The following is an 18,907-nucleotide window of genomic DNA, read 5'->3' on the forward strand; positions in this document are numbered from 1 at the left end:
TTATTTGTATGGATTCATATCAAGAGGATTGCACTCTGAAGCAATAGCAGTTAAAACAAACAGGTCTTGTCACAACAACAAATTAGGACGCATTCCATGAGCCAGTCGGTTTATCACATTCCTGTTAAGGACATCAAAGGTCAAGAGGTTGATCTTGCTCAATATCAAGGCAAAGTTCTGCTTATCGTTAACGTCGCATCAAAATGCGGTTTAACCCCACAGTATGAAGGTTTAGAAAAACTCTATCAGGCCAAGAAAGAACAAGGCTTGGAAATTCTGGGTTTCCCTGCCAATAACTTCTTGGAACAAGAACCAGGTACGAATGATGAAATTCAACAATTCTGTTCTTTGAATTATGACGTGCACTTTCCGCTATTTGCCAAAATCTCGGTTGCAGGTGATGACAAACATGCATTATATCAAACCCTTACTCAAGCCATTCCTGAACGTATTGGCGAAGGGCCATGGTGGAAAGATCTCGTGGATTATGGTTTAACCCCAAATAATCCGCCAGAGGTGTTATGGAATTTTGAAAAATTTCTCGTGAATAAACAGGGTGAAATTGTCGCTCGTTTTGCACCAGACATCACTGCAGATGACGAGCGTATTGTCAGTGCCATTGAAGCTGAATTGGCCAAATAAACTTTAAAAACATATAAAAAAGAGCAGTTGATCTGCTCTTTTTCTATTTGAATTCCCTCTCTCCATATGATCGTCTGCCATCAAACTGTTGCAGAATTGCAAAAATCACTTTTTTCTCCACACTTTCTCACTATAGTGACTTCCCTCTTATAATCTGGTGTGTTCAGCCATGATGGAAAAGCGATCTATCAAAGCCATTCTCACAACATCTACACTTGCCGCAGTGCTTGCCTTGGTCGGTTGTGACCAAACACCACAGGACAATCAACAGGCTGAACAATCCACTGAGCTGGAGCAATCCATCAGCACACCAGAAGATCAACAAGGTCACAGCTCAACTGCGCAGCAAAGCCAGAATTTAAGCCGTGGCAATATGCTCAATATTGCCCGTGATATTGCCAAGCTTCAGATCGAAACCGATGACTATGTCACGCTGCTGAAACAATCGCAAAGCAATCTAGAGCAGGCGATCCAGGATAAGAATGCACAGAAGTTACAAAGCACCACAGGTGAGTTAAATCAGCAACTGCATAACTTGCACGACGCCTTATTGTCATTGAATCTCAGAAGTGATGAAGTCGATCAGATCCGCCAAAGCCTATTGGCTGCCAATCAGCAGCTGTTAAATATGCCTCTCTTGCATGGTCAAACCGACCTTTCAAAAATTGATTTTGCCAAGATCGAGAAACAGTTTAATAGCATTCAAATGGACATGGTGAAACTGGCCACTTTGGTATTGGGCAATCATAAAGCCGATTCGAATGCCTAGAGATTAATTCTTTTAATTTTCAATTTGCGATAAAAAAGCCACCTGACGGTGGCTTTTTTAATCTCGAACCTGCAGTAATTAAAGTGCGCGGTTTTTGATTTTACGAATTGTTTCAAGCTGGCCTGAGATCTCTGAAAGAGATGCCAATGCCGCAGCTGAGTCCAAATCACTCTTTTGATTGGCTAACAATGCTTCAGCTTGTTTACGAGCTTCCATAATTGCAGCTTCATCCAAGTTGTCAGCGCGAATTGCAGTATCTGCAAGTACGGTCACAACGTGAGGTTGAACTTCTAACACACCGCCTGATACATAAACGATTTCTTCTGTACCATTTTCCAACTGAACACGAATCGGGCCCGGTTGGAGCAAAGTTACGAGTGGCGCATGTCCTGGTAAAATACCAAGCTCACCGCCCGCACCTTTTGCGATTAACATCGTAACTTGTCCAGAGTAAATCGACTCTTTAACACTTACAACATCACATTGCATAGTCGCCATGAGAATCTCCTTAAATTAGAGTTGCTAATTAAAGTTTCTCGGCTTTAGCAATCACTTCGTCAATACCACCAACCATATAGAACGCTTGTTCTGGGATGTGATCGTATTCACCAGCTAATAGACCTTTAAAGCCACGAATCGTTTCTTTAAGTGGTACTAATTTACCAGGCGCACCCGTAAATACTTCAGCAACATGGAACGGTTGAGAGAAGAAACGTTGGATTTTACGTGCACGGTAAACAACCAATTTATCTTCTTCAGCTAACTCGTCCATACCCAAGATTGCGATGATGTCTTTAAGCTCTTTATAACGTTGCAATACGTTCTGTACAGAACGTGCAATTTCATAATGCTCAGCACCAACCACTAATGGGTCTAACTGACGTGAAGTTGAGTCAAGTGGATCGATCGCTGGATAAATACCAGAAGATGCGATGTCACGGCTCAATACAACAGTAGCATCTAAGTGAGCAAACGTTGTTGCAGGCGATGGATCTGTTAAGTCATCGGCAGGTACGTATACTGCTTGGATCGATGTGATCGAACCAGATTTAGTCGACGTAATACGCTCTTGAAGAACACCCATTTCCTCTGCAAGTGTCGGTTGGTAACCTACTGCAGATGGCATACGACCTAACAATGCTGATACTTCAGTACCCGCAAGTGTATAACGGTAGATGTTGTCGACGAATAATAATACGTCACGACCTTTACCATTTTCGTCTTTTTGATCACGGAAGTATTCAGCCATGGTCAAACCAGTCAACGCTACGCGTAAACGGTTACCTGGTGGCTCGTTCATCTGACCGTAGACCATTGCTACTTTGTCAAGAACGTTAGAATCTTTCATTTCGTGATAGAAGTCGTTACCTTCACGAGTACGCTCACCAACACCAGCAAACACAGATAAACCTGAGTGAGCTTTCGCGATGTTGTTGATCAACTCCATCATGTTAACGGTTTTACCAACACCGGCACCACCGAACAGACCAACTTTACCACCTTTCGCGAACGGGCAGAGTAAGTCGATGACTTTAATACCAGTTTCTAAAAGATCAGTCGAAGCTGCTTGTTCAGCATAAGAAGGGGCTTGACGGTGAATCGGCAAACGCTCTTCAGTCGCTACAGGACCTGCTTCATCGATAGGGCGACCCAATACGTCCATGATACGACCAAGTGTCGCTGGACCTACTGGAACAGAAATCGGTGCATTTGTGCTAGTTACATTTAGGCCACGTTTAAGACCTTCTGTAGAACCCATTGCGATGGTACGAACAACACCATCGCCAAGCTGTTGCTGAACTTCTAATGTAGTTTCAGTACCGTCAACTTGGAGAGCGTCATAGATCTTAGGAACGCTATTGCGCTCAAACTCGACGTCGATAACCGCGCCGATGATCTGAATGATACGACCGCTACTCATTGCTGTCTCCTCAATTCAAACTTAATAATGTTAAACGGCAGCGGCACCGCCAACGATCTCGGAAATTTCCTGAGTAATCGCGGCTTGACGCAGCTTGTTGTAAATGAGCTGTAGGTCTTTAATCAATTGTCCTGCGTTGTCTGTCGCTGCTTTCATCGCGACCATACGAGCTGACTGCTCACATGCAACGTTTTCAATCACACCTTGATAAACCATAGACTCGATATAGCGAACCAACAAACCATTTAACAATTCTTCTGCTTCTGGTTCGTAGAGATAGTCCCAACCATAAGTACGGTTGAGGTCATCGCCTTCTTCTGCCGGTGCTAAAGGAACAAGTTGTTCAACTTTAGGCTGCTGAGTCATTGCATTGACAAAGCCATTTGATACGAGGTAGATACGATCTAATTCGCCCTTATCAAATGCATCAAGCATAACCTGCACTGAGCCTGTTAACTGTTCCAAACTCGGCGCATCGCCAAGTTGGGTCGTTGCACCAAGCACTTTACCGCCGTAATTCTTAAAAAACGAAACCGCTTTTTGACCAATCAAAGCAAATTCAACTTCAATTGACTGCTGTTGTTGTGCTTTGACATGCTGCACAACTTTCTTGAACAAGTTAATGTTCAAGCCACCTGCCAAACCACGATCTGAAGACACTACGATATAGCCAACACGCTTAACTGGGCGTTCAACCATATAACGGTGTTTGTATTCAGGGTTTGCTTGGACCAAGTGAGCAATTACACGGCGCATATTATCGGCATACGGACGGCCCTGAGCCATGCGCTCTTGCGCACGACGCATTTTCGAAGCAGCTACCATTTGCATCGCGCGAGTAATCTTTTGCGTGCTCTTGATACTAGCTACTTTGGCGCGAATTTCTTTTAAATTTGCCATACGCTTAACCTAGTATTCGAAAGCTCTTTCGAGCTTCCGAAGGTTGATCCGTGAACCAAACTTAACTAAAGATAAACTTAGTAAGTTTGAGTCGCTTTGAAGCTCTCAATACCTGATTTGATTGCTGCTTCGATGTCTTTGTTGTAATCACCAGTTTCATCGATCTGTTGCATTAACGCAGCATATTCAGAGCGGAAGTAAGAGATTAACGCAGCATCAAAGTCTACGATTTTCTTCACTTCTACGTCAGCCATATAGCCTTCGTTCGATGCATATACAGAAACAGCTTGGTCAGCAATTGAGTATGGAGCATATTGTTTTTGCTTCATTAACTCAGTTACACGTTGACCATGCTCAAGTTGCTTACGTGTTGCTTCATCAAGGTCAGAAGCAAACTGAGCAAACGCAGCCAATTCACGGTATTGTGCTAGAGCAGTACGGATACCACCAGACAATTTTTTGATGATCTTAGTTTGAGCTGAACCACCAACACGTGATACCGAGATACCCGCGTTCACAGCAGGACGAATACCTGCGTTGAATAATGATGTTTCTAAGAAGATCTGACCGTCAGTAATCGAGATTACGTTGGTTGGTACGAATGCAGATACGTCACCAGCTTGAGTTTCAATGATCGGTAATGCAGTTAAAGAACCAGTTTGACCTGTTACAGCACCGTTCGTGAATTTCTCAACATAATCAGCTGAAACGCGCGAAGCACGTTCAAGAAGACGCGAGTGAAGATAGAATACGTCACCTGGATACGCTTCACGACCTGGTGGACGACGTAACAATAATGAAATTTGACGGTAAGCAACAGCTTGCTTAGACAAATCATCATAAATGATTAACGCATCTTCACCACGATCACGGAAGTATTCACCCATTGTACAGCCAGAATACGGAGCTAAATACTGCATTGCTGCAGGATCAGCGGCCGCAGCTGCGACAACAGTTGTATACGCCATAGCGCCAGTTTCTTCTAGCTTGCGTACTACGTTTGCAATTGTTGATTGTTTTTGACCAATCGCAACGTATACACATTTAATGCCAGAGTTTTTCTGAGCGATGATCGCATCGATCGCCATTGCTGTTTTACCAGTTTGACGGTCACCAATAATCAACTCACGCTGACCACGACCTACAGGGATCATGGTATCAACTGATTTATAACCAGTTTGAACAGGTTCGTCGACAGACTGACGCCAAATTACACCTGGTGCTACTTTTTCAACAGCATCCGTTAGTTTTGCATCAATCGGGCCTTTACCATCAATTGGGTTACCCAAAGCGTCTACGACACGGCCAAGAAGTTCAGGACCAACCGGAACTTCTAATACACGACCTGTGCAACGAGCTTTTTGACCTTCTTGCAGGCTTAGGTAGTTACCTAAAACAACGGCACCCACTGAATCCTGTTCTAGGTTCAGTGCCATACCAAATAAGCCGCCGTCGAATTCGATCATTTCACCGTACATTGCATCTGCAAGACCGTGAATACGCACGATACCGTCAGATACCATGACGATGGTACCTTCATTCTTCGCGGTCGCGCTGGTGTCCAGATCGCCGATACGCTGTTTAATGAGCGCACTGATCTCGGATGGATTCAGTTGTTGCATTGCGCTATTCCTCAATCTTTTTTAAGTTCAGTCTTTTTGCTATTAGGCAAGAAGACGAGTCCGCATTTTTTCAAGCTTGTTAAGCGCAGAGTCATCTATCACTTGGTCGCCTGCACGAATCACAACACCTGCGATTAACGCTGGATTAACGTTAACAGTGACATGAACTGTTCTGTTAAAACGTTTTTCAAGCGCGTGAGCTAAAATATGCTCTTGTGTCGCATCCATTGGAAAAGCAGATTCAATCTCTACTTCCAATGTGTTGTTGTTCTGCGATTTAAGTAATTCGTATTCTGCTGCGATTTCAGGCAATAAAACCAAACGATCGTTGTCTGCAAGCAAGGTCAAGAAATTTGACACTGATTGAGACTGATCTTCACCTAAAACCTTCGCAAAAAGACCTACTTGTTCCGCAGGAGTCAGCTCAGGGCGATTTAAATAAGCGGAAAATGCTTCGTCTTGCACCGCAGCACCGAGCAGTTGTAACGCATTTGACCAAGCGTCAGTTGCATTCTGCTCAGATGCATAAGCAAATGCTGCTTTGGCGTACGGGCGTGCTAACGTCAAGAGTTCAGCCATATTCGCCTCGCTTAAAGTTTAGCAGCCAGCTGATTCAGCATGGCATTATGAGCTTCTGCGTCAACTTGTTGGTTCAGAATTTTTTCTGCGCCAGCAACTGCCAAAGCAGCAACTTGTTGACGTAATTCTTCGCGAGCAGAATTGATGTCTTGATCAACAGTTTCTTTCGCCTGTTGACGAATACGCTCACCTTCAGCAGATGCTTGGGTACGCGCTTCTTCGATCAATTGTGCTGCACGACGGTTCGCTTGTTCGATCAATTGAGCCGCTTGTGCTTTTGCTGCGTCTAATTCTGCCTTAACTTGTGCTTGCGCATCAGCAAGGTCAGCTTTTGCTTTTTCAGCAGCATTTAAGCCATCAGCGATTTTACGCTGACGCTCACTAATCGCATTGATTAGTGGTGGCCAAACAAACTTCATGCAGAATGCGACAAAGATCGCAAATGCAATTGCCTGGCCAATCAATGTGAGGTTGATATTCATTTCGCTATTCCTCAATATGTGGATTTAGGAATTAAGCTATTAACCTACAAATGGATTAGCGAAGATGAAGAACAAGCCAATACCAACACCGATCATAGGCACAGCATCAAGAAGACCCGCAATTAAGAACATACGAGTTTGAAGTTGTGGAGCCAATTCTGGTTGACGAGCAACAGCTTCTAAGAAGCGACCGCCTAAAAGACCGAAACCAATCGCAGTACCTAAAGCACCGAAAGCGATCAAGATAGCAGATGCAATTGCAACTAGACCTAAAGTGAGTTCCATGAAAAATTCCTCAGAGGTTAGGTTATTACCAAATTAAACTAAAATTTAAGCCCAACTGTCAGGTGACAATCAGGCAATACCATTAATGCTTTTCGCTTGCCATGCTCAAGTAAACGATGGTCAGCATCATAAAGATAAATGCTTGCAGCGTGATTACGAGAATGTGGAAGATAGCCCAAGGCACAGATAACGCCCACTGGATCCAGAACGGCAATAATGCGATCAAGATGAAGATCAACTCACCCGCATACATGTTACCGAACAGTCGTAGAGCCAACGAAACTGGACGAGCAAGGAAAGTTACTAATTCCAAAATTAAGTTCACTGGAATCAATAACGCTTTTGCAAATTTGTTACTTGGGTTGAATGGGTTAAGTGCCAATTCACCGACGAAACCGCCGATCCCTTTCTCACGAATACTATAGAACAAGATTAAAACAAATACAGACAACGACATACCAAGGGTAATGTTCGGGTCAGTAGATGGAACGATCTTGAAGTAAACGTGGTGAGGGTCCATGCCAAATACGTTTGCACCAATCAATTGAGCTGTATACGGGATCCAGTCAACTGGGATTAAGTCCATTGCGTTCATGAGGAAAATCCACACGAAAATGGTTAATGCCAAGGGTGCAATTAAGCGTGATTTGCCGTGGAAAGTATCACGAACACTTGAGTCAACAAACTCGATAATCATTTCAATCGCTGACTGAAATTTAGTTGGAACACCTGCATTCGCAGCTTTCGCAACTGTCCAGAACAACAAACAGAAAATAACACCAAGTCCGATAGACCAACCCATTGAATCCAAGTGAATTGCAGTGAACCCCATCGAATGAGCTTCTTCAGCAGTCTCAGCCAATTTCCATGTACCGTCAGGCATTTTGCCATAGGTCATATTGGTCAAGTGATGCTTGATATACTCGGTCGAAGTCAGGGCATGTTCTTCAGCAGCCATAAATCACACCTGGTCAATGTCAATCATTAAAAAGAAGAGAAACGAATCATGCGGATGGCCATAATTCCGCTTCTACTTCCAAAAATCTCAAAATGTGCCTTACCCTCGTTTTTGTAGACGTGCCACCCAAAATGGCGCGACCCACGACATCGCTTGTACGAGAATAAATCCACAAAACAATGCAACCGGTGACAGCGGTTTAACATTGCTCAAAATTAATATAAAACCCACGATCACAATCGCAAACTTACCGAGCATTCCTCGGTACATATTCAGCATGACTTGTTTTGATGCTCTTGCGCCTGCCGTTCTAAACGACTGCCAAGCAAAATAACAGTGTGCCAACCAACATACCAAAGCCCCAAGCGCAGCACTCAAAGCAGCAGTTGTATCTTTTATTGCCCATGCAAGCAACGCTGCAACAGCAATCATACACGCTTGTAAGAAGACCAAAGCTTTTGCTAATCGTCGGTCAATCATGCGACTAGTTTGGCTCATTTTTTACCCACTTACAGCAGAACTGCTTGACAAGTTTTAATCATGATCGTTTCGAATCGCAGGCATTATAGAGTTACACCCCTGAACATGCAATCTTTTCTCGACTTAAGTCGGGTTTTTTCGTTACCATATTTTCTGACGATAGAGTCAATTGATTTTTATTTTTTTGATCAATTTTGTGCACTTATTACGCATTTATCGGTTTTTGAAGCCAATTTTTGCCACGCTGTTACAAAATTGTCTTCGCCACGCATGCTTTCATCGACCGGTTGGAAAACTACTGGGTTCATTTTTTGGTACTGACTGGCACTCGCTGTCGTTTCAGCCAATAAGCACATTTTATTTTGTGGGCGATTATCTCTTAAATACTTGATTTGGGCTGCAGTCGGAGCAATGTGCGGATCATCCGTTAATGCGCCTGCAAATTTCAAGTTTAAGGCCCGCTCCAAGTATTGATAGGCATCATGATAAGACCAATAGTTCTTGGTTTTGGTTGAACTTTCATATTGTTGAGAAGCCTGCAACATTTGCTGTGAAAATTCTTTGGCATTGGCCATATATTTGGCCCGATTTTCGGGATATTGCTGCGAACGTAAGGTCGCGATAAAAAATGCGATGCGAACTGCATTATTCGGATCCAACCACACATGACTATCTATAGTATTTGGCATAGACGCACCACGCAAATTACGTAGTGGCAAAGTGGTTAAAATACCTGAGTCCAATAAAGCAATCGCTTTACGGTTCGAGCTCAACATTTTTTCCAGTGGCGCTTCATGGGATTTACCCAACCAGATGACCAATGACGCATCTTGAATCGCTTTACGATGAGCAGGGGTAAGTTGTACATCATGACCACTCTGGTCTTTCAGGAGCAGAACAGGTTGTTCTACTCCATCTGTGACTTGTTTGGCAATCAAATAAATTGGATGTGTTGAAACCACCAAGCTTTGTGTCCAGCCCCATGTGCTTAACATCGAAAACAAGACAAAAACAATTAGGCGGGACATTTCAACATTACTCACGAAATAAAGCATGTTATAATATAACAAAAGTTAAAAAATGCCTATGTCTATTTTAAGATTCATAGCCCGATCGACCACGAGCTTAACTTATATATAGCTCGTTATATTAAATTGCATGTTATGATAGTAAATCTATTGAAATGTCATAAACCTTTATGACCCACTGAAACATCGATAGATTTTACAAAAACAATGAGGTCAATCTATGAGTTCTTGTTCACATGAACATGACAATGCCTTACATGGTGTTCATGGTCATCATGACATTAAAGCGCGACTTGCTGAGGCAGAACTGTTATGTACTGCAACTGGCGCTCGCCTGACACCTTTACGTAAAGAAGTGCTTGAACTCATTTTAAATGCCTCTGGCCCAATGGGCGCCTATGATTTATTGGCGAAAATCAAAGGTCAGGCAGACCGCCCTGCTGCACCACCAACAGTGTATCGTAGCTTAGACTTTTTATTAGAAAAAGGGTTGATTCACAGGCTGACTTCAATTAATGCCTATATTCCTTGTTGTCACCCGCGTGAAGGACATCAAGCCGCGTTTCTCATCTGTACAGAATGTCATTCCGTCAAAGAAGCATCTGCACAAGGGCTGATCCAGCAGCTTGATCAACTCGCCGCCTCAGACCAATTCTTAGCGCAGCACAGCATTATTGAAATTTCTGGAAAATGTCATCAGTGCAGCACACGCCAATAAGCACTCCACTTATTCAACTGGAGAATATCTCAGTTCGGCGAGACGAACGGGATATTTTGAGAAATGTAGATTTTGCTTTGCAGGCAAAAGAGATTGTGACGCTGATTGGTCCCAATGGCGCGGGTAAATCTACATTAATCAAAGTACTGCTTGGCATCATGTCCCCCAATAAAGGCAAGATCCACTGTGCTAAAAAATTAAAACTGGCCTACGTGCCGCAAAAGTTTAATCCATCTGCCAGCTTGCCTTTACGAGTACAAGATTTACTGGATCTGGAAATCTGCACAGCAGATTTACGTGCAGAGATTATTCGCGACACAGGCATCCAAAAATTACAGGCATCCAAAGTACAGCAGCTGTCAGGGGGTGAACGGCAACGGGTGTTACTGGCTCGCGCCTTACTGCGTCAGCCTGATATTCTCGTCTTGGATGAACCGATGCAGGGGCTGGACATTCAGTCCGAAGCTGAACTGTATGAATATGTACGTAGCTTACCTGAACGTTATGGCTGTGCTGTGCTGATGGTGTCGCATGATTTGCAATGGGTGATGCAAGGGACGCACCGTGTGGTCTGCCTGAACAAACACATCTGTTGCAGCGGTCTACCTGAAAGCATTCAACAGCATCCAGAATACCAAGCCATTTTTGGTACCCAAAGGATGTTCTACCAGCACCATCACAACCACTGTGGCCATAGTGATCATGCTGAACCGTGTTCCCACGATCCGCGTCCTCATATCCACCCAGAACCAAAGGTCTAAGCCATGATGGAATGGTTACAACTCCTGTTACCTGCTTGGATCATGGGGTCATTGCTGGTTTTCCTGACCGCTCCACTCGGTTGCCTGATGCTGTGGCGCAGAATGTCTTTTTTTGCCGACACCATGGCACATGGTACCCTGCTCGGTGTGGCAGTTGCAGGTATTCTGAATTTACCGTTCTGGCTCGGTGTAGCCTGCCTCGCCCTATTGCTGGTTGCCCTGCTATGGGTGCTGCATGATTCACGCTTACCCAATGATGCACTGCTCGCTTTAAGCTCGGCCACCCTACTCTGCTCTGGCCTACTGTTAATTCAGCAAGTGCCAAGCCTACGCCCGGAATTATTGAGCTATCTATTTGGTGATTTACTCAGTATCGAGTGGTCTGATTTACCCATGTTTGCAGTGGTGATCAGTGCTGCACTGATCGTGCTCTATCGTTCATGGTCAGCTCAGATTCAGATTGCAATTGATCCTGATATTGCGATGAGTGAAGGGGTAAATGCCAACTGGCAACGTCTGGTCTTTATGTTGTTATTGGCATTGTTTACGGTACTGGCGTTACGTGCGGTGGGTTCACTCTTGATGGGCGCGCTGCTGGTCATCCCAGCCCTCAGTGCCCGTTTACTGGCACACTCTCCTAAACAAATGGTGATCTGGGCATTTGTGTTAGCACAGTTTGGCGTTACCGTTGGCTTATGGTCAAGCGCTGCTTTAAATATTGCAACGGGGCTAAGCATCGTTTTATGTATGGCGCTGTGTTTTGCTGCCATTTTTATCGCACAAAAATTTAAAAGCCAGTCACAATCTGCCTAACACGATTTAGGCCGATTGCTGAATTACACTCAATAATAAGGCTGCACCACTAAACATCACGGCAAACCCACGATTTAAATATTTTTGCTGTGTCGGTGAGCGAAGCAGTCTCAACACTTTCGATGCCAGTCCGGTATAGCCCGCCATGACAATCAAATCAATCGTCACCATTGTCATTGCCATGATCAGGTATTGCAGCCACTGTGGTCGATTTAAGTCCAAAAACTGCGGTAGAACAGCCAATAAAAATACGATTGCTTTGGGGTTGCTCATATTCACCACAAAGCCTTTAAACACCAAAGCCAAAGCAGATTTATCATTCTGTTCCTGCTGAATCTCGATGTTTTGGATAGGTGCTGTCCACTGCATATAAGCTAGATAGAGCAAATAAATCACACCAAACCATTTCACCACCTGAAAAGCCCAAGGAGTCGTGGCAAATAGGACACCAACGCCCGCAGCGACAATCAAAATTTGTAGAATCAGGGCCACTTGCAAACCGATCGCATTCCAATAGCCATGCTGAAAGCCATAGTTGAGACCACTCGACATTGAGGCAATTGCACCAGCCCCTGGAGAAATACTAATCACCCAGCAAGCCAACATAAAAGCAAACCAAATATGCAAAGACATAGAAGTCGTGTCTGAAAAAAACGGAAATTATACCGTTTTATCAAGCTATCATGATGATATTTTGGACAATAAAATTTCATAAATAAGCTACTCAGCCTTCATCACATCAGGCACAATTATTCTTTTTGTCCCTTAAAAAACAACTAAGGAGATTTTAATGACTGCGCAATCTGTCATTCTTCCACTACCTTCTGACCATGCCCGCTTTATTGTTTTACGTTTAAAAGATTTAAGTGTTGCCGAATTAAAACAACAAATTGAAGTTCTACTTTCAACACGTGATCGCCTGATCACACAGCATCCCAATGACCAGATCAAAACTGCGGTTGCATTTGGCCCTGAACTCTGGTCAAAACTCTATTCTCAAACTCCAGAAGGCTTTAAGCAACTCGATCCGCAACAAGGCGCCTTCAATATGCCTGTAGTTCCTGCCGATGTGTTTATTCATATTGCCAGTGCCCGTGCAGATATCTGCTTTGCCATCAGCCAAGCCTTCTTTCAGGGTATTCAAGATAAAGTTGAGGTTTTGGATGAACGTGCTTGCTTCCGTTTCTTTGATGGCCGTGACATGACCGGCTTTATTGATGGGACGGAAAACCCGCAATTCCCAGATGACCGTGCTGAAGCCGCCCTACTCCCAGAAACAGCCGAAGCTTTTGCCAATGGCAGTTTTATCTTTGCACAACGCTATGTTCATGATCTGGCAAAATGGCAAATGCTCAAAGTCGATGCGCAAGAGCATGTCTTTGGTCGTACCAAACTAGAGTCAATTGAACTAGATGATGAGATCAAGCCAGAAAACTCACATGTGGCACGTACCGTGGTGGAAGATGATAAAGGGGAAGAAATGGAAATCTTGCGCCACAGCTTGCCTTATGGAGATGGCAAAGGTGAGCAAGGTTTATTTTTCGTCGCTTATACCAACAACCTCAGTATTATTGATGAAATGCTGAAACGCATGTTCGGCACCACAGGTGATGGTATCCATGACCGCTTATTGCATTTCACTACTGCCATTGATGGTGCTTATTATTTTGCGCCAAGTGATGAATTATTAGCACAACTTTTAGAAGACTAAAACACCAAGATGCTATATCTATCAAGGGTATAGCATCTTTAAAACCCAGCTTTAAAACATGAACTTAAAAAGTTTTATAGGAATATGTTAATTCCAGATCAATCCCACTCCCCCTAAGCCGATAAAGTTTGCTATATTGTTCGTTTTTCCGCGACATTTATTTTCGGTAACTATGAATACGGCAATACAAGCAGCTCTTGATCATGCGGTACAAACTCTGCAACAGCAAGGTGTACTTCCTTCAGATTGGACCAACACGAGCCATTTAACCCGTACCAAAGACCGAAGTCACGGAGACTTCGCTTCAAATATTGCCATGATCGGTTCAAAAGCCGCGGGCATGAAACCACGCGATCTTGCTGAAAAAATCCTGGCGGCCCTCCCTGAAGTGGCGGACATTACTAAGTCAGAAATTGCAGGTCCGGGTTTTATCAACTTCTTTTTAAATGCTGATCAGCGCTATGCAGTGCTCGACCAAATTCAAGCGCAAAAAAATGATTATGGTCGCAGCCAAGCCAATGCAGCTAAAAAAATCCAAGTCGAATTTGTCTCTGCCAATCCAACTTCTAGTCTGCATGTCGGACATGGTCGTGGTGCAGCCTATGGCATGACTGTTGCGAACTTATTAGAAGCAACAGGTGCATCCGTTGACCGCGAATACTATGTCAATGATGCAGGCCGTCAAATGGATATTTTGGCCACTTCAACTTATTTACGTTATTTAGAATTGACTGGTCAAACTTTAGTTTTTCCTAAAAATGCCTACCAAGGTGACTACGTCAAAGAAATTGCACAAGAAATTATTGATAAAGATGGCAATGCCCACGTTCGTGCCGTTGCTGACATCTATAAAGATGTACCCGAAGATGTTCAATACGCTGAACAACTCGATGCAGAAGGCAATAAAGTTATTCTTTCTGGCGACAAAGAAAAGCACATTGATGGTTTGATCGCAAACTCACAACAACACTTGGGTGCGGACTACCGTGTTTTCCATCAAGCAGCTTTACATGCCATCTTGGATGATATCAAAGATGACTTGGCAGACTTTGGTGTAACCTTTGACAAATGGTTCAGTGAAGACTCCCTGACCGACAAGATTGACGAAGCGCTTGAGACATTAGACCAACGTGGTTACCTCTATGAAAAGGACGGTAATATCTGGTTTAAATCGACCGAGTTCGGTGATGAAAAAGACCGTGTAGTGAAACGTCGTAATGGTCAAACCACTTACTTTGCTTCTGACATTGCTTATCACTTGAATAAATTACAACGTGGCTATACTGACCTGATTGATATCTGGGGTTCAGACCACCACGGGTATATTGCACGTGTGAAAGCAGCGATTGATGCCATGGGTTACGACTCCAAAAAACTGACCGTACTTTTGGTTCAGTTCGTAAGTTTGTGGCGTGGTGGCGAGATGGTACAAATGTCATCTCGTTCAGGTCAGTTCGTGACATTGCGTGATCTTCGTAAAGAAGTGGGGAATGACGCGGCGCGTTTCTACTATGTGATGCGCAAGTCTGAACAACACATCGATTTTGACCTCGATCTTGCCGTCTCACAAAGCAAAGACAATGCAGTGTATTACATTCAATATGCACATGCCCGTATTTGCCGTATGTTAGAAAAAGCAGCCACTACAGGGATCAGTTTTGATGCTGTTGCGGCGCGTGAACAAGCCAACCGTTTAGAACTTGACGCTGAAACAGAAATTTTATCTAAGCTTGCTGCGTATCCAGATATCTTGGTTCGTGCAGCCAATGCCTATGAACCGCACCAGATTGGTAACTATCTGAAAGAATTGGCGGCCTTGTTCCACGCATGGTACAACGAGCATAAAGTATTGGGTGATGATGTGGCTCTGACTCAAGCACGTTTATTGCTTTCAATCAACGTACAGCAAGTTCTACATAATGGCTTAGAATTGCTTGGTGTCTCCGCTCCTGAGACCATGTAAAAAAAGTGAAGCGAAAGCTTCACACATGGTCGCAAGACGAAGGGCTGTGCCCGAAGTAACCATGTAAATAGTGAAGCGAAGCTTCACACATGGCTGCAAGACCGAAAGCTATGCTTGAGGTGGGCTGTAAAATAGCAAAGCAACGCTTTGCACATCGTCGCAAGACCGAAGGCGATGCCTGAGGTACCGATGTAAGCAAGCCCTCTTTGCATCGGAGGGCTATGCCTAAGGTGAACGGTAATGAGTAAAGCAACGCTTTAAACCCATGTAAACTTAAGCCATCATTGTTAAACAATATGGTAAACAAAGCATTATTTTTAAACATAATGCTTTGTTTTTAAGCAGATTCAAGTTACAAATAAACCAATAGGATCAAGAGGAATTTTCCGGTGTTTGGAAAAACGCAACGTGGTGTATCTGAACGACCAAACAAGCCTAAAAAACCGCTCATTCCAAAGTGGTTAGGAATGCTTGTCGCCATTCTCGCGATTCTATGTGCTGCGGTGATGTTGATGCTTTGGCAACCATGGCAGCCCGTACCTGCGAAAAATCAGGTGACCTCTGAACATTATCAAGAAGAAAATACCAATAAAGACTACCGTTTTTATGACTTGCTTCCTCAACAGCAAGTAACCCCAATTCCTGAACAAGCGGTACCTGAGACCAAAACTCAAGGAAATGTAGTCATTATTGAATCACCAAAACCACAAACCACCACAACTCAAGAGCCTGATAGCGGAATCAGTGCAACTGAACAACCCACAGCACCCGCACATGCGACCTACATTTTACAGGTTCGCAGCTATCCTGACCCAGACAGTGCCGATGCGCGTCGTGCAGAAATTATTCTAAATGGTTTATCTGCTGATGTGGTGAAAAGCGTTGAAAATGGTCAGACTTGGTACCGTGTATTCTCTGGACCTTACGATAGTCAGGAATCTGCACTGGCCGCACAACAAACCTTGCAACACAGCGGTATTGACTCTATTGTGATTAAACGCTAAGGCAAAAATCCATTAAAAAAGGGAACCCATGGTTCCCTTTTTTAATGCTCAAAATTCTATGCGCATTGCGAATGTAAGGTTTTTTGTTCAGCACGCTGAAAGGCTGGACGTTGTTGAACCCGTTGTACAAAAGCTTGAATATGCGGATATTTACCATGTAAACGATTTTGTATGGCGATCAACGGAAAGGCCATTTGAATATCTGCAAAAGAAAAGTCGCCTGCAAAATAATCATGTTTTGCCAGATAATCTTCAAGATACAAAATATGTTCTTTGACGCGCGGACGCACAAAACCTGCTTTGACACCATCACTAATTTTTTCAGCGATGGGACGAATCACCCAAGGAACATGTTTACTGACATTGTTCATCACCAAAGTCATGACCAATAAAGGCATTAATGAGCCTTCTGCATAATGCATCCAATAGGAATATTGGCGTTGATCAGCAGCTTGTTGCGGTTTAAATTGATGTTGCAGATCATACTGTTGCTGCAAGTAGTCTAAAATGACAGCAGATTCAACAATCACATCGTCACCATCCACTAAAATAGGTGCTTTACCCAATGGATGGATCTGTTTGAGGCTGTTGGGTGCTGAGAAATTGGCTAACCTTTGATAATACTCAACTTGGCAATCCACACCAAGTTCTTCTAATGCCCACAAGATACGGAACGAACGTGAACATTGTAGGTAATGTAAGGTAATCATTTTTGTGCCTGCTTTTGAGCTGCGTAACCATGGTGTTAGTCCCTCTCACGGTTACGCTTAGAATTTTGTTTTGCCCAAGCACAATAGCACTTTAGTCTTAAAGAATCATGGTGTGAATGTCTAAACTACGTAACAAAGTTTTAGTTACTGGTGTTTTGCTACAGACATTAAGAAGTTTTTCTTGCAAATCCTGTGCAACAGGTTGCTTAAACACAACTCGACGTTCTATACGCTCCTGCTGCTCGCGATTGATATGAAAATCCACCTCAACCTTGAATTCACCTAAATCGATTTCCTTATGCTGCGCATACATACGCAAGGTGATCATGGTACATGAAGCCAAACTTGCGGTGAGGAAATCATAAGGTGCAGGACCTGTATCATGTCCTCCAAACTGTTCTGGTTTATCGGTAAGGAATTGATGCCTGCCACTGTGTACCTCACCCTTCCAAGGTTCTGGCAAAGTCTGGACGGTTGCACTTGCAATCATACTCATTTTGATGCCCTCATTTGATCGGGTAACACAGGGGCTTCCAAACGTTTGCCCTGATAATCTGGAATTTCGCCGAAACGTGCATCATGGTTCACCCAGTCTTCACGCGCTTGCTTTAACTCTTCCATCGTTCGGCCTACGAAATTCCACCACAGCAAAATCGGCGATTGAAACGGTTCTCCGCCAATCAGCAACAAACGATGCCCTTGGGTAAGTTCTACCTCAATTTCCGTCAGCCCAGTTTCCAGTACCACCATGTTATCGGCAGTAAGTTCATGACCATTAACGCGAGCGGTACCTTCAAGTGCCATAAACGCATATTCAAACTCTGGGTTTAATGGAATACGGGTCTTGGTATCGGCTTGTGCGGTAAGATCTACACCCACTAAAGGCGTATGCACCTGCACAGGTGAAGTTGTGTCGAGGAAATCTCCAACCAGTACGGTAAATTCAACCTGATCTTTATTTACAATTGGTAATTCTGGATAGTGTTCAAACTTAGGCTGTATATTCAGTTTGTCATCAGGCAAGGCAATCCATAGCTGAGCAGCGTGCATTTTAGTTTCAGTATCAGGTGCAACTTCAGTGTGTGAAATCCCACGACCGGCGGTCATCAAATTGACCTGTTTCGGACGGATGAGTTGTTTTGAACCCAGACTATCGGTATGCATCATGGTGCCTTCAATCATCCATGTAAAAGTCTGCAAACCAATATGTGGATGCGGCCCCACATCCAGACCATCACCTGCAGGAAAGCTCACAGGCCCAGCATGATCGAGAAAACACCATGCCCCGACCAAGCGCTTTTGTCGACTCGGTAAAGCACGTTTAATCACGGTTCCCTTGCCAATTTCGGCCGAGCGAATAGTAAATTCTTGAATAAATTGATTGATATATGTTTCGCAGTCTTTTGAATCAGAAATATCGTAGTCGTTATTATTGCTCATGATATTGCTCTCTGTTACCTATGCTAATGCAATGAGTTGATATCTTGATCTTAACAATACATACATTCAGCAATATAGTCTTTTCGTAATACACAGAGTGCTATTCATAGGACAATCCTGA

The 18,907-nt window shown here is 43.7% G+C and carries 22 protein-coding genes; 8 read left to right on the plus strand and 14 right to left on the minus strand.

Annotated features, from left to right (window positions below; all coding sequences use genetic code 11):
- Positions 1 to 96: 96 nt before the first annotated feature.
- Together F895_RS11780 and F895_RS11775 are read left to right on the plus strand one after the other, a co-directional pair.
- Positions 97 to 642, plus strand: coding sequence for a glutathione peroxidase (locus tag F895_RS11780; protein ID WP_005240415.1), 546 nt, complete (start codon positions 97 to 99; stop codon positions 640 to 642).
- Between the two features lie 169 nt (positions 643 to 811).
- A complete protein-coding gene (locus F895_RS11775; protein WP_005240417.1) occupies positions 812 to 1,411 on the plus strand; it encodes a hypothetical protein in 600 nt (199 codons plus the stop codon).
- Positions 1,412 to 1,489: 78 nt separating this feature from the next.
- On the opposite strand, the gene F895_RS11770 is transcribed toward F895_RS11775, so the two are convergent.
- From F895_RS11770 to F895_RS11725, 10 genes are all read right to left on the minus strand, one after another.
- A complete protein-coding gene (locus tag F895_RS11770; protein ID WP_004773226.1) occupies positions 1,490 to 1,909 on the minus strand; it encodes a F0F1 ATP synthase subunit epsilon in 420 nt (139 codons plus the stop codon).
- Between the two features lie 28 nt (positions 1,910 to 1,937).
- Positions 1,938 to 3,332 (minus strand): F0F1 ATP synthase subunit beta, encoded by a 1,395-nt coding sequence (gene atpD, locus F895_RS11765; RefSeq protein ID WP_004656517.1) that lies wholly within the window; start codon positions 3,330 to 3,332, stop codon positions 1,938 to 1,940.
- Between the two features lie 30 nt (positions 3,333 to 3,362).
- The gene (gene atpG, locus F895_RS11760; RefSeq protein ID WP_005240419.1) at positions 3,363 to 4,232 is read right to left on the minus strand and encodes a F0F1 ATP synthase subunit gamma; all 870 of its coding nucleotides are present in this window, start codon (positions 4,230 to 4,232) and stop codon (positions 3,363 to 3,365) included.
- A gap of 77 nt (positions 4,233 to 4,309) precedes the next feature.
- Positions 4,310 to 5,854, minus strand: coding sequence for a F0F1 ATP synthase subunit alpha (gene atpA, locus F895_RS11755; RefSeq protein ID WP_004773229.1), 1,545 nt, complete (start codon positions 5,852 to 5,854; stop codon positions 4,310 to 4,312).
- Between the two features lie 42 nt (positions 5,855 to 5,896).
- A complete protein-coding gene (locus F895_RS11750) occupies positions 5,897 to 6,433 on the minus strand; it encodes a F0F1 ATP synthase subunit delta (protein ID WP_005240421.1) in 537 nt (178 codons plus the stop codon).
- 11 nt (positions 6,434 to 6,444) lie between these two features.
- Positions 6,445 to 6,915, minus strand: coding sequence for a F0F1 ATP synthase subunit B (locus F895_RS11745; protein ID WP_004656525.1), 471 nt, complete (start codon positions 6,913 to 6,915; stop codon positions 6,445 to 6,447).
- Between the two features lie 39 nt (positions 6,916 to 6,954).
- Positions 6,955 to 7,200 (minus strand): F0F1 ATP synthase subunit C, encoded by a 246-nt coding sequence (atpE, locus tag F895_RS11740; protein WP_000424060.1) that lies wholly within the window; start codon positions 7,198 to 7,200, stop codon positions 6,955 to 6,957.
- An 82-nt stretch (positions 7,201 to 7,282) separates the two neighbouring features.
- Positions 7,283 to 8,158, minus strand: coding sequence for a F0F1 ATP synthase subunit A (gene atpB / locus F895_RS11735; RefSeq protein ID WP_005240424.1), 876 nt, complete (start codon positions 8,156 to 8,158; stop codon positions 7,283 to 7,285).
- Between the two features lie 99 nt (positions 8,159 to 8,257).
- Positions 8,258 to 8,656, minus strand: a complete 399-nt coding sequence (locus F895_RS11730) for an ATP synthase subunit I (protein WP_005240426.1) — start codon at positions 8,654 to 8,656, stop codon at positions 8,258 to 8,260.
- 170 nt (positions 8,657 to 8,826) lie between these two features.
- Entirely contained in the window at positions 8,827 to 9,666 is an 840-nt protein-coding gene (locus F895_RS11725) for a metal ABC transporter substrate-binding protein (RefSeq protein ID WP_005240428.1), read from the minus strand.
- 220 nt (positions 9,667 to 9,886) lie between these two features.
- Here F895_RS11725 and F895_RS11720 point away from each other — a divergent pair, with 220 nt between their 5' ends.
- From F895_RS11720 to znuB, 3 genes are read left to right on the plus strand one after another with little or no spacing between them, the layout of a single operon-like run.
- Complete coding sequence (locus F895_RS11720; RefSeq protein ID WP_004656533.1) at positions 9,887 to 10,384, plus strand: transcriptional repressor; 498 nt, start codon at positions 9,887 to 9,889, stop codon at positions 10,382 to 10,384.
- Positions 10,357 to 11,145 carry a zinc ABC transporter ATP-binding protein ZnuC gene (gene znuC, locus F895_RS11715; protein WP_005240430.1) on the plus strand — a complete coding sequence of 263 codons (789 nt, stop codon included), beginning with the start codon at positions 10,357 to 10,359 and terminating at the stop codon, positions 11,143 to 11,145. The genes F895_RS11720 and znuC overlap by 28 nt, the downstream gene beginning before the upstream one ends.
- 3 nt (positions 11,146 to 11,148) lie before the next feature.
- A complete protein-coding gene (znuB, locus tag F895_RS11710) occupies positions 11,149 to 11,958 on the plus strand; it encodes a zinc ABC transporter permease subunit ZnuB (protein WP_005240432.1) in 810 nt (269 codons plus the stop codon).
- A gap of 6 nt (positions 11,959 to 11,964) precedes the next feature.
- Here the strand turns inward: znuB and F895_RS11705 are convergent, their stop codons facing one another.
- Positions 11,965 to 12,591 (minus strand): LysE family transporter, encoded by a 627-nt coding sequence (locus F895_RS11705; RefSeq protein WP_005240433.1) that lies wholly within the window; start codon positions 12,589 to 12,591, stop codon positions 11,965 to 11,967.
- Between the two features lie 157 nt (positions 12,592 to 12,748).
- Between F895_RS11705 and F895_RS11700 the strand changes: the two genes are divergently transcribed.
- From F895_RS11700 to F895_RS11690, 3 genes are all read left to right on the plus strand, one after another.
- Positions 12,749 to 13,669: a Dyp-type peroxidase gene (locus F895_RS11700; protein WP_005240435.1), complete on the plus strand. Its 921-nt coding sequence runs from the start codon at positions 12,749 to 12,751 to the stop codon at positions 13,667 to 13,669.
- Positions 13,670 to 13,841: 172 nt separating this feature from the next.
- Positions 13,842 to 15,632 carry an arginine--tRNA ligase gene (gene argS / locus F895_RS11695; protein ID WP_005240437.1) on the plus strand — a complete coding sequence of 597 codons (1,791 nt, stop codon included), beginning with the start codon at positions 13,842 to 13,844 and terminating at the stop codon, positions 15,630 to 15,632.
- 389 nt (positions 15,633 to 16,021) lie between these two features.
- The gene (locus F895_RS11690) at positions 16,022 to 16,636 is read left to right on the plus strand and encodes an SPOR domain-containing protein (protein ID WP_005240439.1); all 615 of its coding nucleotides are present in this window, start codon (positions 16,022 to 16,024) and stop codon (positions 16,634 to 16,636) included.
- A 56-nt stretch (positions 16,637 to 16,692) separates the two neighbouring features.
- Here the strand turns inward: F895_RS11690 and F895_RS11685 are convergent, their stop codons facing one another.
- From F895_RS11685 to F895_RS11675, 3 genes are all read right to left on the minus strand, one after another.
- On the minus strand, positions 16,693 to 17,346 hold the full coding sequence (locus F895_RS11685; RefSeq protein WP_005240441.1) for a glutathione S-transferase family protein: 654 nt from the start codon (positions 17,344 to 17,346) through the stop codon (positions 16,693 to 16,695).
- 97 nt (positions 17,347 to 17,443) lie between these two features.
- Positions 17,444 to 17,842, minus strand: coding sequence for an OsmC family protein (locus tag F895_RS11680; protein ID WP_005240443.1), 399 nt, complete (start codon positions 17,840 to 17,842; stop codon positions 17,444 to 17,446).
- The gene (locus F895_RS11675; protein ID WP_005240445.1) at positions 17,839 to 18,786 is read right to left on the minus strand and encodes a pirin family protein; all 948 of its coding nucleotides are present in this window, start codon (positions 18,784 to 18,786) and stop codon (positions 17,839 to 17,841) included. Before F895_RS11675 ends, F895_RS11680 begins: the two co-directional genes overlap by 4 nt.
- Positions 18,787 to 18,907: the final 121 nt, after the last annotated feature.

Origin of the sequence: Acinetobacter sp. CIP 64.2 (assembly GCF_000369645.1) — a bacterium.
Taxonomy (GTDB): Bacteria; Pseudomonadota; Gammaproteobacteria; order Pseudomonadales; family Moraxellaceae; genus Acinetobacter.

Bases quoted from the DNA above. Each gene is read 5' to 3' on its own strand.
- F895_RS11780 (WP_005240415.1), top strand. From the start codon at position 97: ATGAGCCAGTCGGTTTATCACATTCCTGTTAAGGACATCAAAGGTCAA.
- F895_RS11775 (WP_005240417.1), top strand. From the start codon at position 812: ATGATGGAAAAGCGATCTATCAAAGCCATTCTCACAACATCTACACTT.
- F895_RS11770 (WP_004773226.1), bottom strand. From the start codon at position 1,909: ATGGCGACTATGCAATGTGATGTTGTAAGTGTTAAAGAGTCGATTTAC.
- atpD (WP_004656517.1), bottom strand. From the start codon at position 3,332: ATGAGTAGCGGTCGTATCATTCAGATCATCGGCGCGGTTATCGACGTC.
- atpG (WP_005240419.1), bottom strand. From the start codon at position 4,232: ATGGCAAATTTAAAAGAAATTCGCGCCAAAGTAGCTAGTATCAAGAGC.
- atpA (WP_004773229.1), bottom strand. From the start codon at position 5,854: ATGCAACAACTGAATCCATCCGAGATCAGTGCGCTCATTAAACAGCGT.
- F895_RS11750 (WP_005240421.1), bottom strand. From the start codon at position 6,433: ATGGCTGAACTCTTGACGTTAGCACGCCCGTACGCCAAAGCAGCATTT.
- F895_RS11745 (WP_004656525.1), bottom strand. From the start codon at position 6,915: ATGAATATCAACCTCACATTGATTGGCCAGGCAATTGCATTTGCGATC.
- atpE (WP_000424060.1), bottom strand. From the start codon at position 7,200: ATGGAACTCACTTTAGGTCTAGTTGCAATTGCATCTGCTATCTTGATC.
- atpB (WP_005240424.1), bottom strand. From the start codon at position 8,158: ATGGCTGCTGAAGAACATGCCCTGACTTCGACCGAGTATATCAAGCAT.
- F895_RS11730 (WP_005240426.1), bottom strand. From the start codon at position 8,656: ATGAGCCAAACTAGTCGCATGATTGACCGACGATTAGCAAAAGCTTTG.
- F895_RS11725 (WP_005240428.1), bottom strand. From the start codon at position 9,666: ATGTCCCGCCTAATTGTTTTTGTCTTGTTTTCGATGTTAAGCACATGG.
- F895_RS11720 (WP_004656533.1), top strand. From the start codon at position 9,887: ATGAGTTCTTGTTCACATGAACATGACAATGCCTTACATGGTGTTCAT.
- znuC (WP_005240430.1), top strand. From the start codon at position 10,357: ATGTCATCAGTGCAGCACACGCCAATAAGCACTCCACTTATTCAACTG.
- znuB (WP_005240432.1), top strand. From the start codon at position 11,149: ATGATGGAATGGTTACAACTCCTGTTACCTGCTTGGATCATGGGGTCA.
- F895_RS11705 (WP_005240433.1), bottom strand. From the start codon at position 12,591: ATGTCTTTGCATATTTGGTTTGCTTTTATGTTGGCTTGCTGGGTGATT.
- F895_RS11700 (WP_005240435.1), top strand. From the start codon at position 12,749: ATGACTGCGCAATCTGTCATTCTTCCACTACCTTCTGACCATGCCCGC.
- argS (WP_005240437.1), top strand. From the start codon at position 13,842: ATGAATACGGCAATACAAGCAGCTCTTGATCATGCGGTACAAACTCTG.
- F895_RS11685 (WP_005240441.1), bottom strand. From the start codon at position 17,346: ATGATTACCTTACATTACCTACAATGTTCACGTTCGTTCCGTATCTTG.
- F895_RS11680 (WP_005240443.1), bottom strand. From the start codon at position 17,842: ATGAGTATGATTGCAAGTGCAACCGTCCAGACTTTGCCAGAACCTTGG.
- F895_RS11675 (WP_005240445.1), bottom strand. From the start codon at position 18,786: ATGAGCAATAATAACGACTACGATATTTCTGATTCAAAAGACTGCGAA.